Source organism: Streptantibioticus rubrisoli, from assembly GCF_024436055.1.
Lineage (GTDB): Bacteria > Actinomycetota > Actinomycetes > Streptomycetales > Streptomycetaceae > Streptantibioticus_A > Streptantibioticus_A rubrisoli.
Map to the genome: position 1 here is coordinate 1 of NZ_JANFNH010000034.1, position 18968 is coordinate 18968.

Consider the following 18968-nt stretch of genomic DNA (forward strand, 5'->3'; position numbering starts at 1 on the left):
GCCCCCAGCCACGCCGCAAGCACCGTCAGCCGCGCCGCACCTGCCCCCAGCCCGTCCCACGCACCCCCGTCCCCTCCCACGCCCCCTCAGTCCCAGTCCCAGGTGATCCCCAGCACCCCCGCGCGGACCTCGGGTTGCACCAGATGCACCGTCCGGTGTGCGTTGAGCGTCAGCTCAACTAGCCCATCCCGGGCGGCACTTGGGGATGTACGGGTGAAGCGGCGGCAGCGCACCGGCAGGGCGCAACGGTCGAAGGCGATCTGCAGCACGTAGTCACCACCCCCGTAGGTGAAGCCCCGCACGTACTCGTCGGACGGTGCGCCGGTGCCGTCTTCGAACCGGTAGCCGAGTACCGCGGTGTCGCCGGTGCGCAGTCGGGCGTCGAGGAGCAGCTCCGCGACGATCATCCCGGAGTCGGCGTGCCTACGGACCCTGCCCACGCGGCAGTTGTTGACCGCTGTGACGCGTATTCGGTCCACGTCGCACCCCGGGTCGCCCTGGTGGATGCTGAGGTAGCGGTCGACGCCGTCGCGGTGGGCGCGCACCACGTGGTGCGAGTCGCGGTACAGCAGTTCACGGTGGGCGCCGATGCGCACCTGCTCGTAGTGGGCGACGGTGTGCAACCCGCCGTCTGTGGGCGCCTCCAGACCGGCGAGGAGGGTTTCGAGTGCCGATGCCGGTGCCAGCACGCTGCGGTAGGGGCGGGCGACCGGTTGTTCGGTGCTGGGTGGTCCCAGCAGTCTGGTCAGGGCGTGTGCGGGTAGTTCCAGTACCTCTTCGAGCGCGGTGACGGCGCGCAGTGACTCGGGGCGGTCGGGGCGCCGGATGCCGCGCTGCCAGTAGCTCAGGCTGGTCACCCCCACTCTTATGCCGCGTTGGGCGAGCCGGTGTTGGACCCGGCTGAGGGCCAGGCCCCGGGCGGCGAGGGCGGCGCGCAGCGCGACCGGGAACGGGCCGGTGTGCAGCGCGTCGGCCAGGTCGGCTTCCAGGCGGCTGGTTTGGTGTGCTCTGGGTCGGGCCGGATTGCCCTTTGAATTCGCTTGTTGTAGGCCTTGTTGGGCTGGCTCTGCTGACTGTGCTGGCATGGTTCCTTCCCCGCGTCTGGTGAAAGCCGTTGCCGCAGGCGGCGATTGCCGCGCTGGCGTTGTGGTGTGGTGTGGTGTGAACGTTTACTTCCGGGCGCGCGGGACCGGTATCCGCGTGCCGGGGGCATCCGCTGTTATCGGCGGTGTGTTCACAAAGTACGGCTGGTGTTCACACCCCAGCCACCCCTGTGGATAACTTCATTGACCTGAACCCGACAACTGCCTGATGCTGCTGTCGCAGCGTCCGGACGCGCTCCTCCATCAGCCCCTGACAGCGAGGAACGCCATGTTCAAAACCCCCCACCTCGGGCCGCCCGGCCAAGGCCGCAGACGCTTCGCGGCGGCGGCCCTGGCGCTGGTAGCGGCACTGTCCGCGAGCATCGCGACGGCCGACGGCGCGAGTGCGGACAGCGGCTCGAAGCAACTGAACGTCACCATGCAGGCGCAGCAGCAGAGCAACTGGTGCTGGGCCGCCAGTGGCAACACCATCGCCACCTGGTTCGGTCGCGACTACACCCAGAACCAGTTCTGCGACGCCGCCTTCAACGAGCCGCAGGGCACCCAGTGCGGCAACTGGCAGGCGGCACTGGACGATGTGCAGAACGCCCTGGACTGGATGGGCATCAACCCCGGTTCATATGTGACCGGTTATCTGCGCTACAGCACGGTGCAGAGCGAAATCGACGCCAACCGCCCGATCGAGACCCGTATCGAGTGGAGTTCCGGTGGTGGGCACATGCACGTGCTGTACGGGTACGACACCTCCAGCAACTGGGTGTACTGGGGAGACCCGTGGCCGTCCAACTACCGCTACAACTGGGCGGATTACAACTACTACGTGAGCAACGACTCGTTCACGTGGACCCACTCGCTCTACCGGATCGGAGCGTGACCGCCATGAACCCGATCCGCGGGTGCGCCGCCGGTCTGCTGGCGGCCACCGTGCTGACCGTCGGTGCCGCCTCCGTGGCGCACGCCGACTCCCCGTCCGTCCCGGCCCCGTTCACCGCGGCGCAGACCGCCCAGGCGCGCGCCGCGGCAAACGCCCCGGCCACCCTGGCCACGCTCTCGCGGTTCTTCGCCCGCGACGGCAGGCACCCGGCGGCGGCCGCCCAACCGCGTCTGGCCGGGCCGACCGTCACCGTGTTCACCCTCGACCCCGGATTCGTCGCCGGACGCGCGGGCGCCCCGGTGGCCGATCCGGACTTCCTCGCCAGCAAGGCGGTCTCCGCGGACGGCCAGGCCGCCTCGCTGTGGACGGTGCGTACCGCCACCGGCTGGAAGGTCGTCAACATCGCCACCGGTGGTGACGAGGTCGACCGCGTCACCGCGGCGCACGGAGACGGCACGGTCTTCCGTGAACCGCAGATCGACGCCTGGTACGTGCTGCGTTCCGGGCGGGTGCTGCCGCTGGACGCCGAGGCGCGGCACGCGGTGGGCGCCGACGGTGTCACGCTCGCCGACTACCAGCGGCTGGTGCACCGCGAGTACGGCGACAAGCTGCCGGGCTCGGCGTATGACCGGGCTGGCAGGGCCGGTGGCTACGGCGGCCAGGCCGCCCCGGCCGCCGTAGTGCGCGAACCGGCCGCCGCCACCGGCGCATCGGCCGCCGCGGCCGGTACCGCCGCCGCGGCGGGCGTGCTGCTCGCCGGGGCCGCGGCCCTCGCCGCCCGCCGGTTGCGCCGCTCCCACCGCACCGCCTGACCCGCACCCGCCCCGCACCGGGCGTTCCGGCCCCGGTGGTGCCCCCACGCGCCGCCGGGGCCGGGATTGTCGGTGGGCGCCAGTAGGGTTGACCTCATGGCCGACCCCTCCAGCTACCGCCCGAAGCCGGGGCAGATCCCGGACTCTCCCGGGGTGTACAGGTTCCGCGACGAGCACGGTCGTGTGATCTACGTCGGCAAGGCCAAGAGCCTGCGGCAGCGGCTCTCCTCGTACTTCCAGGACCTCGCCGGACTGCACCCGCGCACCCGGACCATGGTCACCACAGCCGCCTCCGTGGAGTGGACGGTGGTCACCACCGAGGTCGAGGCGCTGCAGCTGGAGTACTCCTGGATCAAGGAGTTCGACCCGCGGTTCAACGTCAAGTACCGCGACGACAAGAGCTATCCGTCGCTCGCCGTCACGATGAACGAGCAGTTCCCGCGTGTTCAGGTGATGCGCGGCCCGAAGCGCAGGGGCGTACGGTACTTCGGGCCGTACGCGCACGCGTGGGCGATCCGCGAGACGGTCGACCTGCTGCTGCGGGTCTTCCCCGTGCGCACCTGTTCCGCCGGGGTGCTCAAGCGCTCGCAGCAGATCGGCCGCCCCTGTCTGCTCGGTTACATCGGCAAGTGCTCCGCGCCCTGCGTGGGCAAGGTGACCGCCGAGGAACACCGCGAACTGGCCGAGGAGTTCTGCGACTTCATGGCCGGGCACACCGGCACCTATCTGCGCCGCCTTGAGCGGCGGATGCAGGAGGCGGCGGCCGAGATGGAGTACGAGAGGGCGGCCCGGCTGCGCGATGACATCGAGGCGCTCAAGCGTGCGATGGAGAAGAACGCGGTGGTGCTCGCCGACGCCACCGACGCCGACCTGATCGCCGTCGCCGAGGACGAACTCGAAGCCGCCGTGCAGATCTTCCACGTACGCGGCGGGCGGGTGCGCGGCCAGCGCGGCTGGGTCACCGACAAGGTGGAGGCGGTCGACACCGCCGGGCTGGTCGAGCACGCCCTCCAGCAGCTCTATGGCGAGGAGAGCGGAGACACCGCCGGAGCGGGCGGGAGCGGAGGTGTGCCCAAGGAGGTGCTGGTACCGGCGCTGCCCGATCCTGTCGAGCCGCTGGCGCAGTGGCTGACCGCACGGCGCGGGTCCAACGTCAGCCTGCGCGTGCCGCAGCGCGGCGACAAGAAGGACCTGATGGCCACCGTGCAGCGCAACGCCCAGCAGGCGCTGGCGCTGCACAAGACCAAGCGCGCCTCGGACCTGACCACCCGCTCGCGCGCCCTGGAGGAGATCGCCGAGGCGCTTGGGCTGGACTCGGCGCCGCTGCGCATCGAGTGCTTCGACATCTCGCACCTGCACGGCGAGGACGTGGTGGCGTCCATGGTCGTGTTCGAGGACGGGCTCGCTCGTAAGAGTGAGTACCGGCGCTTCCAGATCAAGACGTTCCAGGGGCAGGACGACGTACGGGCCATGCACGAGGTGGTCTCCCGGCGGTTCCGCCGCTATCTGCGGGAGATGCAGAAGGCCGGGGAGTGGGGGCTCGCCGAGGGCGGGGCAGAGCGGGAGCAGGACGCGGCTGCCCATGAGGATCTGGACGCGGCGGTGGGCGGCCCGATCGACCCGGACACCGGTCGGCCGCGCAGGTTCGCCTACCCCCCGCAGCTGCTGGTGGTGGATGGCGGCCAGCCGCAGGTCGCGGCGGCCCGGCGGGCACTGGACGAGCTGGGCATCGAGGACGTCGCGGTCTGCGGCCTGGCCAAGCGCCTGGAGGAGGTGTGGTTGCCGGCCCAGGAGGACCCGGTGATCCTGCCCCGCACCAGCGAGGGCCTGTACCTGCTGCAGCGGGTGCGGGACGAGGCGCACCGCTTCGCCATCAGGTACCAGCGCGGCAAGCGCGGCAAGGCGATGAGGGCCGGTGCGCTGGACGCCGTCGCCGGGCTGGGGGAGACCCGTAAGCAGGCGCTGCTGAAGCACTTCGGCTCCCTCAAGCGGCTGCGTGCCGCCACCATCGACGAGATCTGCGCGGTCCCGGGCATAGGCCGCAAGACGGCTGAAGCCGTCGCCGCGACGCTCGCCCAGGCTTCACCTGCTGTTCCCGCTGTCAACACCGCCACAGGAGAGATCATGGAAGACGAGCTGGCGGCCACGCAGGGGACCGCCCAGGGAACGCCTCCGGCGGAGCCGGGGGACGAACGGGGGCTGGAAAGATGAACCAGGTCAATCACAGCGATGACCACGACACGTACGGAGCACAGGTGACGACGGGCGGAGCGGGCGAAGCTGCCGAGGCCATCCCGGAACTGGTGATCATCTCGGGCATGTCCGGGGCGGGCCGCAGCACGGCGGCCAAGTGTCTGGAGGACCTCGGGTGGTTCGTGGTCGACAACCTGCCGCCCGCGCTGATCCCCACCATGGTCGACCTCGGTGCCCGCTCCCAGGGCAACGTGGCGCGGATCGCGGTGGTGGTGGACGTGCGCGGCCGCCGCTTCTTCGACAACCTGCGCGAGTCGCTCGCCGACCTGGACACCAAGAGTGTCAAGCGCCGGGTGCTGTTCCTTGAGGCCTCCGACGACGCGCTGGTGCGCCGCTTCGAGTCGGTGCGCCGCCCGCACCCGCTGCAGGGTGACGGCCGCATCGTGGACGGCATCGCCCAGGAGCGCGACCTGCTGCGCGAGCTGCGCGGCGAGGCCGACCTGGTGATCGACACCTCCAGTCTCAACGTGCACGAGCTGCGGGCGAAGATGGACGCCCAGTTCGCCGGTGAGGAGGAGCCGGAGCTGCGGGCGACCGTGATGTCGTTCGGCTTCAAGTACGGGCTGCCGGTCGACGCCGATCTGGTGGTCGACTGCCGCTTCCTGCCCAACCCGCACTGGGTTCCGGAGCTGCGCCCGTTCACCGGCCTCAACGACGAGGTCGCCACCTATGTGTTCAACCAGCCCGGCGCCAAGGAGTTCCTGGACCGCTACGCGGAGCTGCTGCACATCATCGCCGCCGGATACCGGCGCGAGGGCAAGCGCTATGTGACCATCGCGGTCGGCTGCACCGGCGGCAAGCACCGCAGCGTCGCCATGTCGGAGCGGCTGGCCCGGCGGCTGTCCTCGGACGGGGTGGAGACCGTTGTGGTCCATCGCGACATGGGGCGCGAGTGATCACTTCCAGGACCACCAGGCGGCTGCGCCGCACCACCCGTCGCTCCGGTGCCACCCCGAAGGTGGTGGCGCTCGGCGGCGGTCACGGACTGTCCGCCTCGCTCGCCGCGCTGCGCCGGATCACCCAGGACCTGACCGCCGTGGTCACCGTCGCCGACGACGGCGGCTCCAGCGGCAGGCTCCGTGACGAACTGGGCGTACTGCCCCCCGGGGACCTGCGCAAGGCGCTGGCCGCGCTGTGCGGGGACGACGAGTGGGGGCGCACCTGGTCACGGGTGATCCAACACCGGTTCACCAGTAAGGGTGAGATGCACGGGCACGCGGTCGGCAACTTGCTGATCGTCGCCCTGTGGGAGCAACTGGGCGATCCGGTGGCCGCGCTGGAGTGGGTGGGCCGACTGCTGGGCGCGCACGGCCGGGTGCTGCCGATGTCCGCGGTCCCGCTGGAACTGCAGGCCACCGTGCGCGGCCACGACCCGGCGCACCCGGACGCGATCAGCACGGTGCGCGGGCAGGCGACGGTCGCGCTCACCCCGGGCGAGGTGCAGGAGGTACGGGTGGTGCCGCAGGACCCGCCCGCGGTGCCGCAGGCCGTGCAGGCGGTGCTGGACGCGGACTGGGTGGTGCTCGGCCCCGGCTCCTGGTTCTCCTCGGTCATACCGCACCTGCTGGTTCCTGAGCTGGCCGAGGCGCTGATGCAGACCCGGGCGCGCCGGGTGCTGACGCTCAACCTGGCACCGCAGCCCGGAGAGACCGAAGGTTTTTCTCCGCAGCGTCACTTGGAGGTTTTGGCCCGACACGCCCCTAAACTCACCATCGACGTGGTGCTGGCCGACAAGGCCGCCGTTCCCGACCGCGAGAGCCTTGACCAGGCCGCCGCGCGCCTGGGCGGCACGGTCGAGCTGGCCGCGGTCGCCGCCCCGGACGGGCCGCGGCACGACCCCGAGCAGCTGGCCGCCGCGTATGACCGGATTTTTCGGATGCATGGAAGGATCGGCCCATGGCGATGACGGCAGCGGTGAAGGACGAGATCTCCCGGCTCCCCGTCACCCGTACCTGCTGCCGCAAGGCGGAGGTGTCGTCGATCCTGCGGTTCGCGGGCGGGCTCCATCTCGTCAGCGGCCGCATCGTGATCGAGGCGGAGCTGGACACCGGTATCGCGGCCCGGCGCCTGCGCAAGGACATCCTGGAGATCTTCGGTCACCCCTCCGACCTGGTGGTGATGGCCCCCGGTGGGCTGCGCAGGGGCAGCCGCTATGTGGTGCGGGTGGTCGCCGGGGGCGACCAGCTGGCCCGGCAGACCGGTCTGGTGGACGGCCGGGGCCGCCCGATCCGCGGACTGCCGCCGCAGGTGGTGTCCGGGGCCACCTGCGACGCCGAGGCCGCCTGGCGCGGCGCGTTCCTGGCGCACGGCTCGCTGACGGAGCCAGGCCGCTCGTCCTCCCTGGAGGTGACCTGCCCCGGCCCCGAGGCGGCCCTCGCCCTGGTCGGCGCGGCCCGGAGGCTCGGTATCCCGTCCAAGGCCCGCGAGGTGCGCGGCGTTGACCGCGTGGTGGTACGGGACGGTGACGCGATCGGCGCGCTGCTGACCCGGCTCGGGGCGCACGAATCGGTGCTGGCGTGGGAGGAGCGCCGGATGCGCCGCGAGGTGCGGGCCACCGCCAACCGGCTGGCCAACTTCGACGACGCCAACCTGCGGCGCTCCGCGCGGGCCGCGGTCGCCGCGGGGGCGCGGGTGCAGCGGGCGCTGGAGATCCTCGGGGACGAGGTGCCCGAGCACCTGGCCGCCGCCGGGCGGTTGCGGATGGATCACAAGCAGGCGTCGCTTGAGGAACTGGGGTCGTTGGCGGATCCGCCGCTGACCAAGGACGCGGTCGCCGGACGCATTCGGCGGCTGCTGGCGATGGCGGACAAGCGGGCCGCGGATCTGGGGATTCCGGGGACGGAGTCCAATCTGACCGAGGAGATGGTCGGCTAACTGCCGCGTGGCGGCGGGGGGTTGGGGGTGCCTGCGGCGGGCCTGTTCCCCTATCCCGCCCCTTCCCTGAACTGGGGGCTCCGCCCCCAGACCCCTGGCGTTGTGCCCACCCGTTCCGCCCTGCGGAACGACTGCCCACAACGTGGCGGGGCAGCGGGCCGGAAAGCGGGCGTGCTCGATGTCACTCTGGACATCCGGGCGAGGTAGGGTCGTGGGTGGTCGGGGACGTTCTATACGGCGCGCCGGAGGCATCCGGCACATCAACGAGGAGATCGGTTCGTGACGATCCGCGTAGGCATCAACGGCTTTGGCCGCATCGGTCGTAACTTCTTCCGCGCCGCGCTTGAGCAGGGTGCGGACTTTGAGATCGTCGGTGTCAACGACCTGACCGACAACGCGACCCTGGTGCACCTGCTCAAGTACGACACCATCCTGGGCCGCCTCAAGCAGGAGGTCTCCCACACCGACGACACCATCACCGTCGGCGGTCAGACCTTCAAGACGATGGCCGAGCGCGACCCGGCGAACCTGCCGTGGGGCGAGCTGGGCGCGGACATCGTGATCGAGTCCACCGGCATCTTCACCAAGCGTGAGGACGCCGCCAAGCACCTCGCCGCCGGCGCCAAGAAGGTCATCATCTCGGCCCCGGCCAAGGACGAGGACATCACCATCGTCATGGGCGTCAACAACGAGAAGTACGACGCCGCCAACCACCACGTCATCTCCAACGCCTCCTGCACCACCAACTGCGTGGCGCCGATGGCCAAGGTCCTCGACGAGAACTTCGGCATCGTCAAGGGCCTGATGACGACCGTCCACGCCTACACCAACGACCAGCGCATCCTGGACTTCCCGCACAAGGACCTGCGCCGCGCCCGGGCCGCCGCCGAGAACATCATCCCGACCACCACGGGTGCCGCGAAGGCCACCGCCCTGGTCCTCCCGCAGCTCAAGGGCAAGCTGGACGGCATCGCCATGCGCGTCCCGGTCCCCACCGGCTCGGTCACCGACCTGGTCATCGAGCTGGAGCGCGAGGTCACCAAGGACGAGGTCAACGCCGTGTTCCAGAAGGCCGCCGAGGGCCAGCTCAAGGGCATCCTGGAGTACACCGAGGACGCGATCGTCTCCTCCGACATCGTCAACTGGCCGGCCTCCTGCACCTTCGACTCCTCCCTGACCATGGTCCAGGGCAAGTCCGTCAAGGTCGTCGGCTGGTACGACAACGAGTGGGGCTACTCCAACCGCCTGGTGGACCTGACCACCTTCGTCGGCGGCCAGCTCTGACCACCGCGTAGATTGTGACCGACGGGGCCGCTCGCACGACGCGCATGTCGTACGGGCGGCCCCGTGCCACGACCCAGGAGCCCTTCACCATGAAGACGATCGACGACCTGGAGGTCGCCGGACGACGGGTGTTCGTCCGCGCCGACCTCAACGTCCCGCTGGACGGTGACCAGATCACCGACGACGGCCGGATCCGCGCCGCCGTACCGACCATCACCAAGCTCGCCGAGCGCGGCGCGAAGGTGATCGTCGCCTCCCACCTCGGCCGCCCCAAGGGCGCGCCGGACCCGCAGTACTCGCTCGCGCCGGTCGCCAGGCGGCTCGGCGAACTCCTCGGCAAGCCGGTCGCGTTCGCGACCGACACCGTGGGTGACAGCGCGAAGGCCACCGTCGCCGCCCTGGCCGACGGCGAGGTCACGCTGCTGGAGAACCTGCGCTTCAACGCAGGCGAGACCGCCAAGGACGACGCCGAACGCGGCGCGTTCGCCGACGAGTTGGCCGCGCTGGCCGACGCCTACGTCGGCGACGGCTTCGGCGCCGTGCACCGCAAGCACGCCTCGGTGTACGACCTGCCGGCACGGCTGCCGCACGCCGCCGGTGACCTGATCGCCACCGAACTCGGGGTGCTCAAGAAGCTCACCGAGGACGTGAACCGCCCGTACGTGGTGGTGCTCGGCGGCGCCAAGGTCTCCGACAAGCTCGCCGTCATCGACCAGTTGCTCGGCAAGGCGGACCGGCTGCTGATCGGCGGCGGCATGGCGTACACCTTCTTGAAGGCCAATGGCCACGAGGTGGGCAGGAGCCTGCTGCAGCAGGACCAGATCCCGGCCGTCGAAGAGTACCTGGCGCGCGCCGAGAAGAACGGCGTCGAACTGGTGCTGCCGGTCGACGTGTTGGCCTCGGACGACTTCCCGGACCTGAAGACCAAGGCCCCGGCCGACTACGTCACGGTCGACGCCGACAAGATCCCCTCCGACAAGGAGGGCCTGGACATCGGCCCGAGGACCCGCGAACTGTTCGCCTCGAAGATCGCGGACGCCGCGACGGTGTTCTGGAACGGCCCGATGGGTGTCTTCGAGCATCCCGACTTCGCCGGGGGCACCAGCGCCGTCGCCCAGGCCCTGGTGGACAGCGACGGCTTCACCGTCGTCGGCGGCGGCGACTCGGCCGCCGCCGTACGCACCCTGGGCTTCGACGAGAACGCCTTCGGCCACATCTCGACCGGTGGCGGCGCCAGCCTGGAGTACCTCGAAGGCAAGACGCTGCCCGGCCTCGCCGCACTGGAGGACTGACCCCCCGATGAGCAACCGCACGCCGATCATGGCGGGCAACTGGAAGATGAACCTCAACCACCTTGAGGCCATCGCGCACGTCCAGAAGCTCGCCTTCGCCCTGACCGACAAGGACTACGAGGCCGTTGAGGTCGCGGTCCTGCCGCCGTTCACCGACCTGCGCTCGGTGCAGACCCTGGTCGACGGCGACAAGCTGAAGATCAAGTACGGTGCGCAGGACCTGTCCGCGCACGAGTCCGGCGCGTACACCGGGGAGATCTCCGGTGCCATGCTCGCCAAGCTCAAGTGCGCCTTCGTGGTCATCGGCCACAGCGAGCGCCGCCAGTACCACGGCGAGGACGACGCGCTGGTCAACGCCAAGGTGAAGGCCGCCTACCAGCACGGCCTGACCCCGATCCTGTGCGTGGGCGAGGGCCTGGACGTCCGCCGGGCGGGCAACCAGGTCGCGCACACCCTCGCTCAGGTCGACGGCGCCCTGAAGGACATCCCGGCCGACCAGGTGCGCTCCATCGTCATCGCCTACGAGCCGGTGTGGGCGATCGGCACCGGCGAGGTCGCCACGCCCGCCGACGCCCAGGAGGTCTGCGGGGCGATCCGCGGCCGCCTGGTCGAGCTGTACGGCCAGGAGGTGGCCGACGAGGTGCGCATCCAGTACGGCGGCTCGGTGAAGTCCGGCAACATCGCCGCGATCATGGCACAGCCCGACGTGGACGGTGCGCTGGTCGGCGGGGCCTCGCTGGACGCCGAGGAGTTCGTCAAGATCGTCCGCTTCGCTGACCAGGCAGTAGGCTGACGGCCTCGTTCCGAAGTACGCTTGCGGGGGCCGGGCGGTACGCCGCCCGGCCCCCGAGGATCGCAACACGTCACCGAGAGAGTTGGTCCAGCCGTGGTTATCGGGTTCTCCATCGCCCTCATCATCTTCAGCCTGCTGCTGATGCTGCTGGTCCTGATGCACAAGGGCAAGGGCGGCGGCCTCTCCGACATGTTCGGCGGCGGTATGCAGTCCTCCGTCGGCGGCTCCTCGGTGGCCGAGCGCAACCTCGACCGGATCACCGTCATCGTCGGCCTGCTGTGGTTCGCCTGCATCGTCGGGCTCGGCCTGGTCCTCAAGCTCCAGCACTGAGCCGGGGGCGCGGGGACATCGCGTCCACATCGCCCTACTTCCGCTCGTTTGGGCATAACTGACGCCCCATTGCTCCGGCGGCTTATCATTGAACGACGTCCGCGAGCCCAGGTACAGTTCCCCACCACCGTGGGGTGAGCCGCTGGACGACCTCGCAGCACCATCACGCAGGGAGTTACGACCGTGGCAAGTGGCAACGCGATCCGTGGCAGTCGGGTCGGAGCGGGGCCGATGGGGGAGGCAGAGCGCGGTGAGTCCGCGCCGCGTCTTCGCATCTCCTTCTGGTGCTCGAACGGGCACGAGACCCAGCCGAGCTTCGCCAGCGACGCGCAGATCCCGGACACCTGGGACTGCCCCCGCTGCGGCTTCCCGGCCGGGCAGGACGAGAACAACCCGCCGGACCCGCCGCGTACCGAGCCGTACAAGACCCACCTGGCCTATGTGCGGGAGCGGCGCAGCGACGCGGACGGTGAGGCGATCCTCGCCGAGGCGCTCGCCAAGCTCCGCGGCGAGATCTGAACATGTGAAGAGGGTCCGGGGTACAACCCCGGACCCTCTTCACGTCCGTTGCCGTCAGGCGGACGCCAACGGATAGAGCTGCTTGGGTAGTTGGGCCGCGGCGGCCCGGTCCAGCAGCCACAGTGTCCTGCCGCGACCGTACGCCCCGGCGGCCGGAGCCTGGATCTCGCCCGCGCCGGACAACGCGATGGCGGCGGCGTTGGCCTTGTCCGCACCGGCCGCCAGCAGCCACACCTCACGCGCCGCCCGGATCGCCGGAAGCGTCAGCGAGACGCGGGTCGGCGGCGGCTTGGGCGCCCCGCGCACCCCGACCACCGTCCGCTCCGTCTCCCGGACCCCCGGGTGCTCGGGGAACAGCGAGGCGACATGGGTGTCCGGACCGACGCCCAGCATCAGCACGTCGAAGGTGGGCACCGGCCCGTGGTCGTACGGCCCGGCCGCCCGGGCCAACTCCTCGGCGTACGACTCCGCGGCGGCGTCCACGTCATGGCCGAACGGGCCGTCCGAGGCGGGCATCGGGTGCACCCGGGCCGGATCCAGCGGCACGGCGTCCAGCAGCGCCGCTCGCGCCTGGATCACGTTGCGCTCCGGGTCGCCCTCCGGCAGGAACCGTTCGTCACCCCACCACAGGTCAAGCCGCGACCAGTCCACCGCGTCCCGCGCCGGGGCCTCGGCGAGCGCCGCCAGCAAGGCGTTGCCGTTGCGCCCGCCGGTGAGCACCACGCTGGCCGAGCCGCGGGCGGCCTGGGCGTCCACCACCTTGGTGATCAGCCGGGCCGCCGCGGCCTGGGCCATCAGCTCCTTGTCGCGGTGCACCACGACCTGAGGCGTCGTCATTTAGCCTTCTCCGCACCGGAGTCGGCGGACTGCCTCGCCGGCTCCGCGGCCTTCTTGGCGGGCGCGGCCTTCTTCTGCGCACCGCCCGACGGCGGTTGGGCGGCCGAACCGTCCTGCGGTGGCTGGGCGCCCAGCCGGTCCACGCCGAAGCGGACGGCGGAGCGGTAGCTCTCGTCCGGGTCCAGCCTGCGCAGTTCCTCGGCGATCAGCTCGGCGGTCTCCCGCCGCTTGAGCGCCACCCGGCGGTCCGGCTGGCCGGGCATCGCCAGCTCGGCCAGCGCGCCGTCCGCGCGGTCCAGGCAGATCGTGCCGTCCGCGGTGGTCATCCGTACCGCGGTCAGCCCTGGGCCGTCCGAGACCCGGCGCTCGACCGGCACCTGCAGCCGGTCGGCCAGCCACATGCCGAGCAGCTCGGTGCTCGGGTTGTACGGCTCGCCCTCGACCACCGCGGCGCTGATCGCCGAGTGCTTCTGGTCCAGCGCCGCGGCCAGCATGCTGCGCCACGGGGTGATGCGGGTCCAGGCCAGGTCGGTGTCGCCGGGGGAGTAGGAACCGGCGCGCAGCCGCAGCGCGCCGACCGGGTCCTCGGCCGCGGCGGCGTCGGTGATCCGGCGCTGGGCCAGCTTGCCCAGCGGGTCCCCGGCCGGGTTGTCGGGGGCGTCCTCCGGCCACCACACCACTACGGGCGCGTCCGGCAGCAGCAGCGGCAGCACCACCGACTCGGCGTGGTCGGCGAGTTCGCCGTGCAGCCGCAGCAGCACGGTCTCACCGGCACCCGCGTCGGAGCCGACCCGGATCTCGGCGTCCAGGCGCGACTTGGCGCGGTCCCGCGGACTGCGGCCCGGCCGCCTGATGACCGCGAGGATTCGCGAGGGGTGCTCGTGGGAGGCGTCACCGGCGGCCTTGAGGGCGTCGTACGCGTTGCCCTCGTCGGTGACGATGACCAAGGTGAGCACCATGCCCACGGCCGGGGTGCCGATGGCCCGGCGCGCGTCGATGAGACCGGAGTTGATCTTCGAGGAGGTGGTGTTCGTGAGATCGATCTTCATGGCCGACGCCAGCTCCTGCCGTCTCGTGCGAGCATCTCGTCCGCCTCCGCGGGGCCCCAGGTCCCGGCGGCGTACTGCGCGGGCTTGCCGTGCTTGTCCCAGTACTCCTCGATCGGGTCGAGGATGTTCCAGGACAGCTCGACCTCCTGATGGCGCGGGAAGAGGTTGGCGTCGCCGAGCAGCACGTCCAGCAGCAGGCGCTCGTACGCCTCGGGGCTGGACTCGGTGAAGGACTCGCCGTAGGCGAAGTCCATCGTCACATCGCGCACCTCCATCGAGGTGCCCGGCACCTTCGAGCCGAACCGCACCGTGACGCCCTCGTCCGGCTGCACCCGGATGACCAGGGCGTTCTGCCCCAGCTCCTCGGTGGCGCCGGACTCGAACGGCAGGAACGGGGCGCGCTTGAAGACCACCGCGATCTCGGTGACCCGACGGCCGAGCCGCTTGCCGGTGCGCAGGTAGAACGGGACGCCCGCCCAACGGCGGTTGTTGATGGTCAGCTTGATGGCGGCGTAGGTGTCGGTCTTCGACTTGGGGTCGATGCCCTCTTCCTCCAGGTAGCCGAGTACCTCCTCGCCACCCTGCCAGGCGTGCGCGTACTGGGCGCGCACGGTGTGCTTGCCGAGGTCCTCCGGGAGCTCGACGGCGGAGAGCACCTTGAGCTTCTCGGCCACCAGCGCCTTGGGGTGGAAGGAGCCGGGCTCCTCCATCGCGGTCAGCGCCAGCAGTTGCAGCAGGTGGTTCTGGATGACGTCACGGGCCGCGCCGATGCCGTCGTAGTATCCGGCCCGGCCGCCGATGCCGATGTCCTCGGCCATGGTGATCTGTACGTGGTCGACGTACGACCGGTTCCAGATCGGCTCGAACATGGTGTTGGCGAAACGCAGCGCCAGGATGTTCTGGACCGTCTCCTTGCCGAGGTAGTGGTCGATCCGGAAGACGTCCACCGGCTCGAACACCTCGTGCACGACCCGGTTGAGCTCCTGCGCGCTGGCCAGGTCGTGGCCGAACGGCTTCTCGATGACCGCGCGCCGCCAGGAGTCCCCGGGGCCCTGGGACAGCCCGTGCTTCTTGAGCTGCTGGACCACCTTGGGGAAGAACTTCGGCGGAACCGACAGGTAGAAGGCGAAGTTGCCGCCGGTGCCGCGGGCCTTGTCCAACTCGTCGATGGTGGCCCGCAGGGTCTCGAAGGCGTCGTCGTCGTCGAACTCACCGGGGACGAACCGGAAGCCCTCGGCGAGCTGCTGCCAGACCTCCTCGCGGAACGGGGTCCGCGCGTGCTCCTTGACAGCGTCGTGCACGACCTGGGCGAAGTCCTCGTCCTCCCAGTCGCGGCGGGCGAAGCCGACGAGCGAGAAGCCCGGCGGCAGCAGCCCGCGGTTGGCGAGGTCGTACACCGCGGGCATCAGCTTCTTACGGGACAGGTCGCCGGTGACCCCGAAGATCACCAGGCCCGACGGCCCCGCGATCCGCGGGAGCCGTCGATCCTGGGGGTCACGCAGCGGATTGCCGCTGGTGGTCACTGTTCTCACGCCTCCGAAGGGGCGAGGCGCGCCAGCTCCGCCTCGGTGGACTTCAGCAGGTCGTTCCAGGACGCCGCGAACTTCTCCACGCCCTCGTCCTCCAGCAGCTGGACCACGTCGTCGTAGGAGACGCCGACCGCCGCCAGCGCGTCGAGGTCGGCCTGGGCCTGCTCGTAGCTGCCCTGGATGGTGTTGCCGGTGATCTCGCCGTGGTCGGCGGTGGCCTGCAAGGTGGCCTCCGGCATGGTGTTGACCGTGTTGGGTGCGACCAGCTCGGTCACGTACAGGGTGTCCGGGTACGCCGGGTCCTTCACGCCGGTGGAGGCCCACAGCGGGCGCTGCTTGTTGGCACCGGCCTTCTCCAGCGCCAGCCAGCGCTCCGAGGAGAACACCTCCTCGTACGCCTGGTAGGCGAGCCGGGCGTTGGCCAGCGCCGCCTTGCCGCGCAGCGCCTTGGCCTCGTCGGTGCCGATCTTGTCCAGCCGCTTGTCGATCTCGGTGTCCACCCGGGAGACGAAGAACGAGGCGACGGAACGGATCTTGGACAGGTCCTGGCCAGCCGCCTTGGCCTTCTCCAGGCCAGACAGGTAGGCGTCCATCACCTCGCGGTACCGCTCCAGCGAGAAGATCAGCGTGACGTTGACGCTGATGCCCAGGCCGATGACCTCGGTGATCGCGGGCAGACCGGCCTTGGTCGCCGGGATCTTGATGAGCGTGTTGGGACGGTCCACCAACCAGGCCAGCTGCTTGGCCTCGGCGATGGTGGCCGTGGTGTTGTGCGCCAGGCGCGGGTCGACCTCGATGGACACCCGGCCGTCCTGGCCGCCGGTGGCGTCGAAGACCGGGCGCAGGATGTCGGCGGCGTCGCGGACGTCCGCCGTGGTGATCATCCGGATCGCCTCTTCGACGGTGACCTTGCGGGCGGCCAGGTCGGTGACCTGCCGCTGGTAGCCGTCGCCGCCGGAGATCGCCTTCTGGAAGATGGACGGGTTGGTGGTGACACCGACGACATGGCTGTCGTCGATCAGCTCGGCGAGGTTGCCGGACGTGATCCGCTTGCGGGACAGGTCGTCCAGCCAGATCGCGACGCCTTCGTCGGAGAGGCGCTTGAGTGCGTCTGTCATGGGTTCTGCATCTCCTCGTAAGGTCGTTGAGTGATCAGCGGTTCGCGGCGGCGATGGAGTCGCGGGCGGCGTCGACGACCGCCTCGCTGGTGAGTCCGAACTCACGGAACAGCACCTTGTAGTCGGCGGAGGCGCCGAAGTGCTCGAGGCTGACGATGCGTCCGGCCTCGCCGACGAACTTGTGCCAGGTCAGGCCGATACCGGCCTCGACCGCCACCCGCGCCTTGACGTTCGGCGGCAGCACGTGGTCGCGGTAGGCCTGGTCCTGCTCCTCGAACCACTCGACGGACGGCATCGAGACCACCCGGGTCGGGATGCCCTCGGCCTGGAGCACCTCGCGGGCCTCCACGGCCAGCTGGACCTCGGAGCCGGTGCCGATCAGGATGACCTGGGCCTGGCCGCCCTCGGCATCCAGCAGGACGTAACCGCCCTTGGCGGCGTCCTCGTTGGCCTCGTAGGTCGGCACGTTCTGCCGGGTCAGCGCCAGACCGTGCGGGGCGGGCTTGGCGGAGTAGCGGCGCAGGATCTCCCGCCAGGCGATGGCGGTCTCGTTGGCGTCGGCCGGGCGGACCATGTTCAGGCCCGGGATGGTGCGCAGCGCGGCCATGTGCTCGACCGGCTGGTGGGTCGGGCCGTCCTCGCCGAGGCCGATGGAGTCGTGCGTCCACACATAGGTGACCGGCAGCTTCATCAGCGCGGCCAGCCGCACCGACGGGCGCATGTAGTCGGAGAAGACCAGGAACGTACCGCCGTAGACACGGGTGTTGCCGTGCAGCGCGATGCCGTTCATGGTCGCGCCCATGGCGTGCTCGCGGATGCCGAAGTGCACCGTGCGGCCGTACGGGCTGGCCTCCGGCAGCGGGTTGCCCGCGGGGAGGAAGGACGACGAGGCGTCGATGGTGGTGTTGTTCGACCCGGCCAAGTCGGCCGAGCCGCCCCACAGTTCGGGGATCACCGCGCCCAGCGCCTTGAGCACCTCGCCGGAGGCCTTGCGGGTGGCAATGGCCTTGCCGGGGGCGAAGGTCGGCAGCGCCTGCTCCCAACCGGCGGGCAGTTCACCGGCGTTGATCCGGTCGAACTCGGCGGCGCGCTCGGGGTTGGCGGTGCGCCACTCCTCGAACCGCTTGTGCCAGGTGGTGTGCGCCTCACGGCCGCGGTCGGCGGCGGCGCGGGCGTGCGCCAGGACCTCGGGGGCGACCTCGAAGTCCTGGTCCGGGTCGAAGCCCAGCACCCGCTTGGTGGCGGCGACCTCCTCGGCGCCGAGCGCGGAGCCGTGCGAGGCCGCGGTGTTCTGGGCGGTCGGCGCGGGCCAGGCGATGGTGGTGCGCAGGACGATGAGCGACGGGCGCTCGGTCTCGGCCTGGGCGGCCCTCAGCGCCTGGTACAGCGCGCGCACGTCGATGTCGCCGTCGGCGCCCTGGGCGACGTGCTGGACGTGCCAGCCGTACGCCTCGTAGCGCTTGGCGACGTCCTCGCTGAAGGCGGTCTCGGTGTCGCCCTCGATGGAGATGTGGTTGTCGTCGTAGAGCGCGACCAGGTTGCCGAGCTTCTGGTGCCCGGCGAGCGAGGACGCCTCGGCCGAGACGCCCTCCTCCAGGTCACCGTCGGAGACGATGGTCCAGATGGTGTGGTCGAACGGGGACTCGCCCGCCGGGGCCTCGGGGTCGAACAGGCCGCGCTCGTAGCGGGCGGCCATCGCCATGCCGACCGCGTTCGCGATGCCCTGGCCGAGCGGACCGGTGGTGGTCTCCACGCCCACGGTGTGGCCGTGCTCGGGGTGGCCGGGGGTGCGCGAGCCCCAGGTGCGGAAGGCCTTCAGGTCGTCGAGTTCCAGGCCGTAACCCGACAGGTAGAGCTGGATGTAGAGCGTCAGGCTGGTGTGGCCGCAGGACAGGACGAAGCGGTCGCGTCCGGTCCAGTCGGGGTTGGCAGGATCGTGCCGCATCAGCTTCTGGAACAGCAGGTAGGCGGCGGGTGCCAGGCTCATGGCCGTGCCCGGATGGCCGTTTCCGACCTTCTGGACGGAGTCCATGGCCAGTACCCGGGCGGTGTCAACGGCCCGCTTGTCCAGATCGGTCCAGTCGAGGTCTGCGGTGGTCGGCTGCGTGCTCACCCTGGGTCAGGGCTCCTCTCCACGTGTCTCAAGCGCCGCCAGCCCGTGCGGCCACCGGCGATTTCGAGCCTACCCTCGTACGGGCGGGCGTTCGGCTCCGTCTCAGGCAACGGGAAACCGACTTTGTTCATTCCCGGTACATATTCTCCCCTGCCGGGTTCCAGCCTGCTCCATGGGGTCCGGTTCCG

17 protein-coding genes are annotated in these 18968 nt (G+C 70.6%); 11 read left to right on the forward strand and 6 right to left on the reverse strand.

Going from position 1 to position 18968, the window contains the following annotated elements:
- Positions 1-86: 86 nt before the first annotated feature.
- Complete coding sequence (locus NON19_RS23475; RefSeq protein ID WP_255930978.1) at positions 87-1085, reverse strand: hypothetical protein; 999 nt, start codon at positions 1083-1085, stop codon at positions 87-89.
- A gap of 286 nt (positions 1086-1371) precedes the next feature.
- On the opposite strand from NON19_RS23475, the gene NON19_RS23480 reads away from it, so the two are divergent.
- The 11 genes from NON19_RS23480 to NON19_RS23530 all read left to right on the forward strand — a co-directional run bounded on the left by NON19_RS23480 (position 1372) and on the right by NON19_RS23530 (position 12134).
- Complete coding sequence (locus NON19_RS23480) at positions 1372-1977, forward strand: papain-like cysteine protease family protein (RefSeq protein WP_255930979.1); 606 nt, start codon at positions 1372-1374, stop codon at positions 1975-1977.
- 5 nt (positions 1978-1982) lie between these two features.
- Positions 1983-2789 (forward strand): hypothetical protein, encoded by an 807-nt coding sequence (locus NON19_RS23485; protein WP_255931090.1) that lies wholly within the window; start codon positions 1983-1985, stop codon positions 2787-2789.
- A gap of 96 nt (positions 2790-2885) precedes the next feature.
- Complete coding sequence (gene uvrC / locus NON19_RS23490) at positions 2886-5000, forward strand: excinuclease ABC subunit UvrC (protein WP_255930980.1); 2115 nt, start codon at positions 2886-2888, stop codon at positions 4998-5000.
- Positions 4997-5938, forward strand: coding sequence for an RNase adapter RapZ (rapZ, locus tag NON19_RS23495; protein ID WP_255930981.1), 942 nt, complete (start codon positions 4997-4999; stop codon positions 5936-5938). The genes uvrC and rapZ overlap by 4 nt, the downstream gene beginning before the upstream one ends.
- The gene (locus tag NON19_RS23500; RefSeq protein ID WP_372514250.1) at positions 5935-6948 is read left to right on the forward strand and encodes a gluconeogenesis factor YvcK family protein; all 1014 of its coding nucleotides are present in this window, start codon (positions 5935-5937) and stop codon (positions 6946-6948) included. The genes rapZ and NON19_RS23500 overlap by 4 nt, the downstream gene beginning before the upstream one ends.
- Positions 6939-7916, forward strand: coding sequence for a DNA-binding protein WhiA (gene whiA / locus NON19_RS23505; RefSeq protein WP_109450922.1), 978 nt, complete (start codon positions 6939-6941; stop codon positions 7914-7916). The genes NON19_RS23500 and whiA overlap by 10 nt, the downstream gene beginning before the upstream one ends.
- A gap of 279 nt (positions 7917-8195) precedes the next feature.
- Complete coding sequence (gap, locus tag NON19_RS23510) at positions 8196-9200, forward strand: type I glyceraldehyde-3-phosphate dehydrogenase (protein ID WP_255930982.1); 1005 nt, start codon at positions 8196-8198, stop codon at positions 9198-9200.
- Positions 9201-9289: 89 nt separating this feature from the next.
- The gene (locus tag NON19_RS23515) at positions 9290-10492 is read left to right on the forward strand and encodes a phosphoglycerate kinase (RefSeq protein WP_255930983.1); all 1203 of its coding nucleotides are present in this window, start codon (positions 9290-9292) and stop codon (positions 10490-10492) included.
- A gap of 7 nt (positions 10493-10499) precedes the next feature.
- Complete coding sequence (tpiA, locus tag NON19_RS23520; protein ID WP_255930984.1) at positions 10500-11285, forward strand: triose-phosphate isomerase; 786 nt, start codon at positions 10500-10502, stop codon at positions 11283-11285.
- 93 nt (positions 11286-11378) lie between these two features.
- Positions 11379-11615 carry a preprotein translocase subunit SecG gene (gene secG / locus NON19_RS23525; protein WP_255930986.1) on the forward strand — a complete coding sequence of 79 codons (237 nt, stop codon included), beginning with the start codon at positions 11379-11381 and terminating at the stop codon, positions 11613-11615.
- 183 nt (positions 11616-11798) lie between these two features.
- Positions 11799-12134 carry an RNA polymerase-binding protein RbpA gene (locus NON19_RS23530; protein WP_109450932.1) on the forward strand — a complete coding sequence of 112 codons (336 nt, stop codon included), beginning with the start codon at positions 11799-11801 and terminating at the stop codon, positions 12132-12134.
- 54 nt (positions 12135-12188) lie between these two features.
- Here the strand turns inward: NON19_RS23530 and pgl are convergent, their stop codons facing one another.
- The 5 genes from pgl to tkt are packed head-to-tail and all read right to left on the reverse strand — an operon-like array spanning position 12189 to position 18780.
- Positions 12189-12971 (reverse strand): 6-phosphogluconolactonase, encoded by a 783-nt coding sequence (gene pgl / locus NON19_RS23535; RefSeq protein ID WP_255930988.1) that lies wholly within the window; start codon positions 12969-12971, stop codon positions 12189-12191.
- The gene (gene opcA, locus NON19_RS23540) at positions 12968-14020 is read right to left on the reverse strand and encodes a glucose-6-phosphate dehydrogenase assembly protein OpcA (RefSeq protein WP_255930990.1); all 1053 of its coding nucleotides are present in this window, start codon (positions 14018-14020) and stop codon (positions 12968-12970) included. Before opcA ends, pgl begins: the two co-directional genes overlap by 4 nt.
- Positions 14017-15543 carry a glucose-6-phosphate dehydrogenase gene (zwf, locus tag NON19_RS23545; RefSeq protein WP_255931088.1) on the reverse strand — a complete coding sequence of 509 codons (1527 nt, stop codon included), beginning with the start codon at positions 15541-15543 and terminating at the stop codon, positions 14017-14019. Before zwf ends, opcA begins: the two co-directional genes overlap by 4 nt.
- A 5-nt stretch (positions 15544-15548) precedes the next feature.
- The gene (tal, locus tag NON19_RS23550) at positions 15549-16667 is read right to left on the reverse strand and encodes a transaldolase (RefSeq protein WP_255930992.1); all 1119 of its coding nucleotides are present in this window, start codon (positions 16665-16667) and stop codon (positions 15549-15551) included.
- Positions 16668-16701: 34 nt separating this feature from the next.
- Positions 16702-18780, reverse strand: coding sequence for a transketolase (tkt, locus tag NON19_RS23555; protein WP_255930994.1), 2079 nt, complete (start codon positions 18778-18780; stop codon positions 16702-16704).
- Positions 18781-18968: the final 188 nt, after the last annotated feature.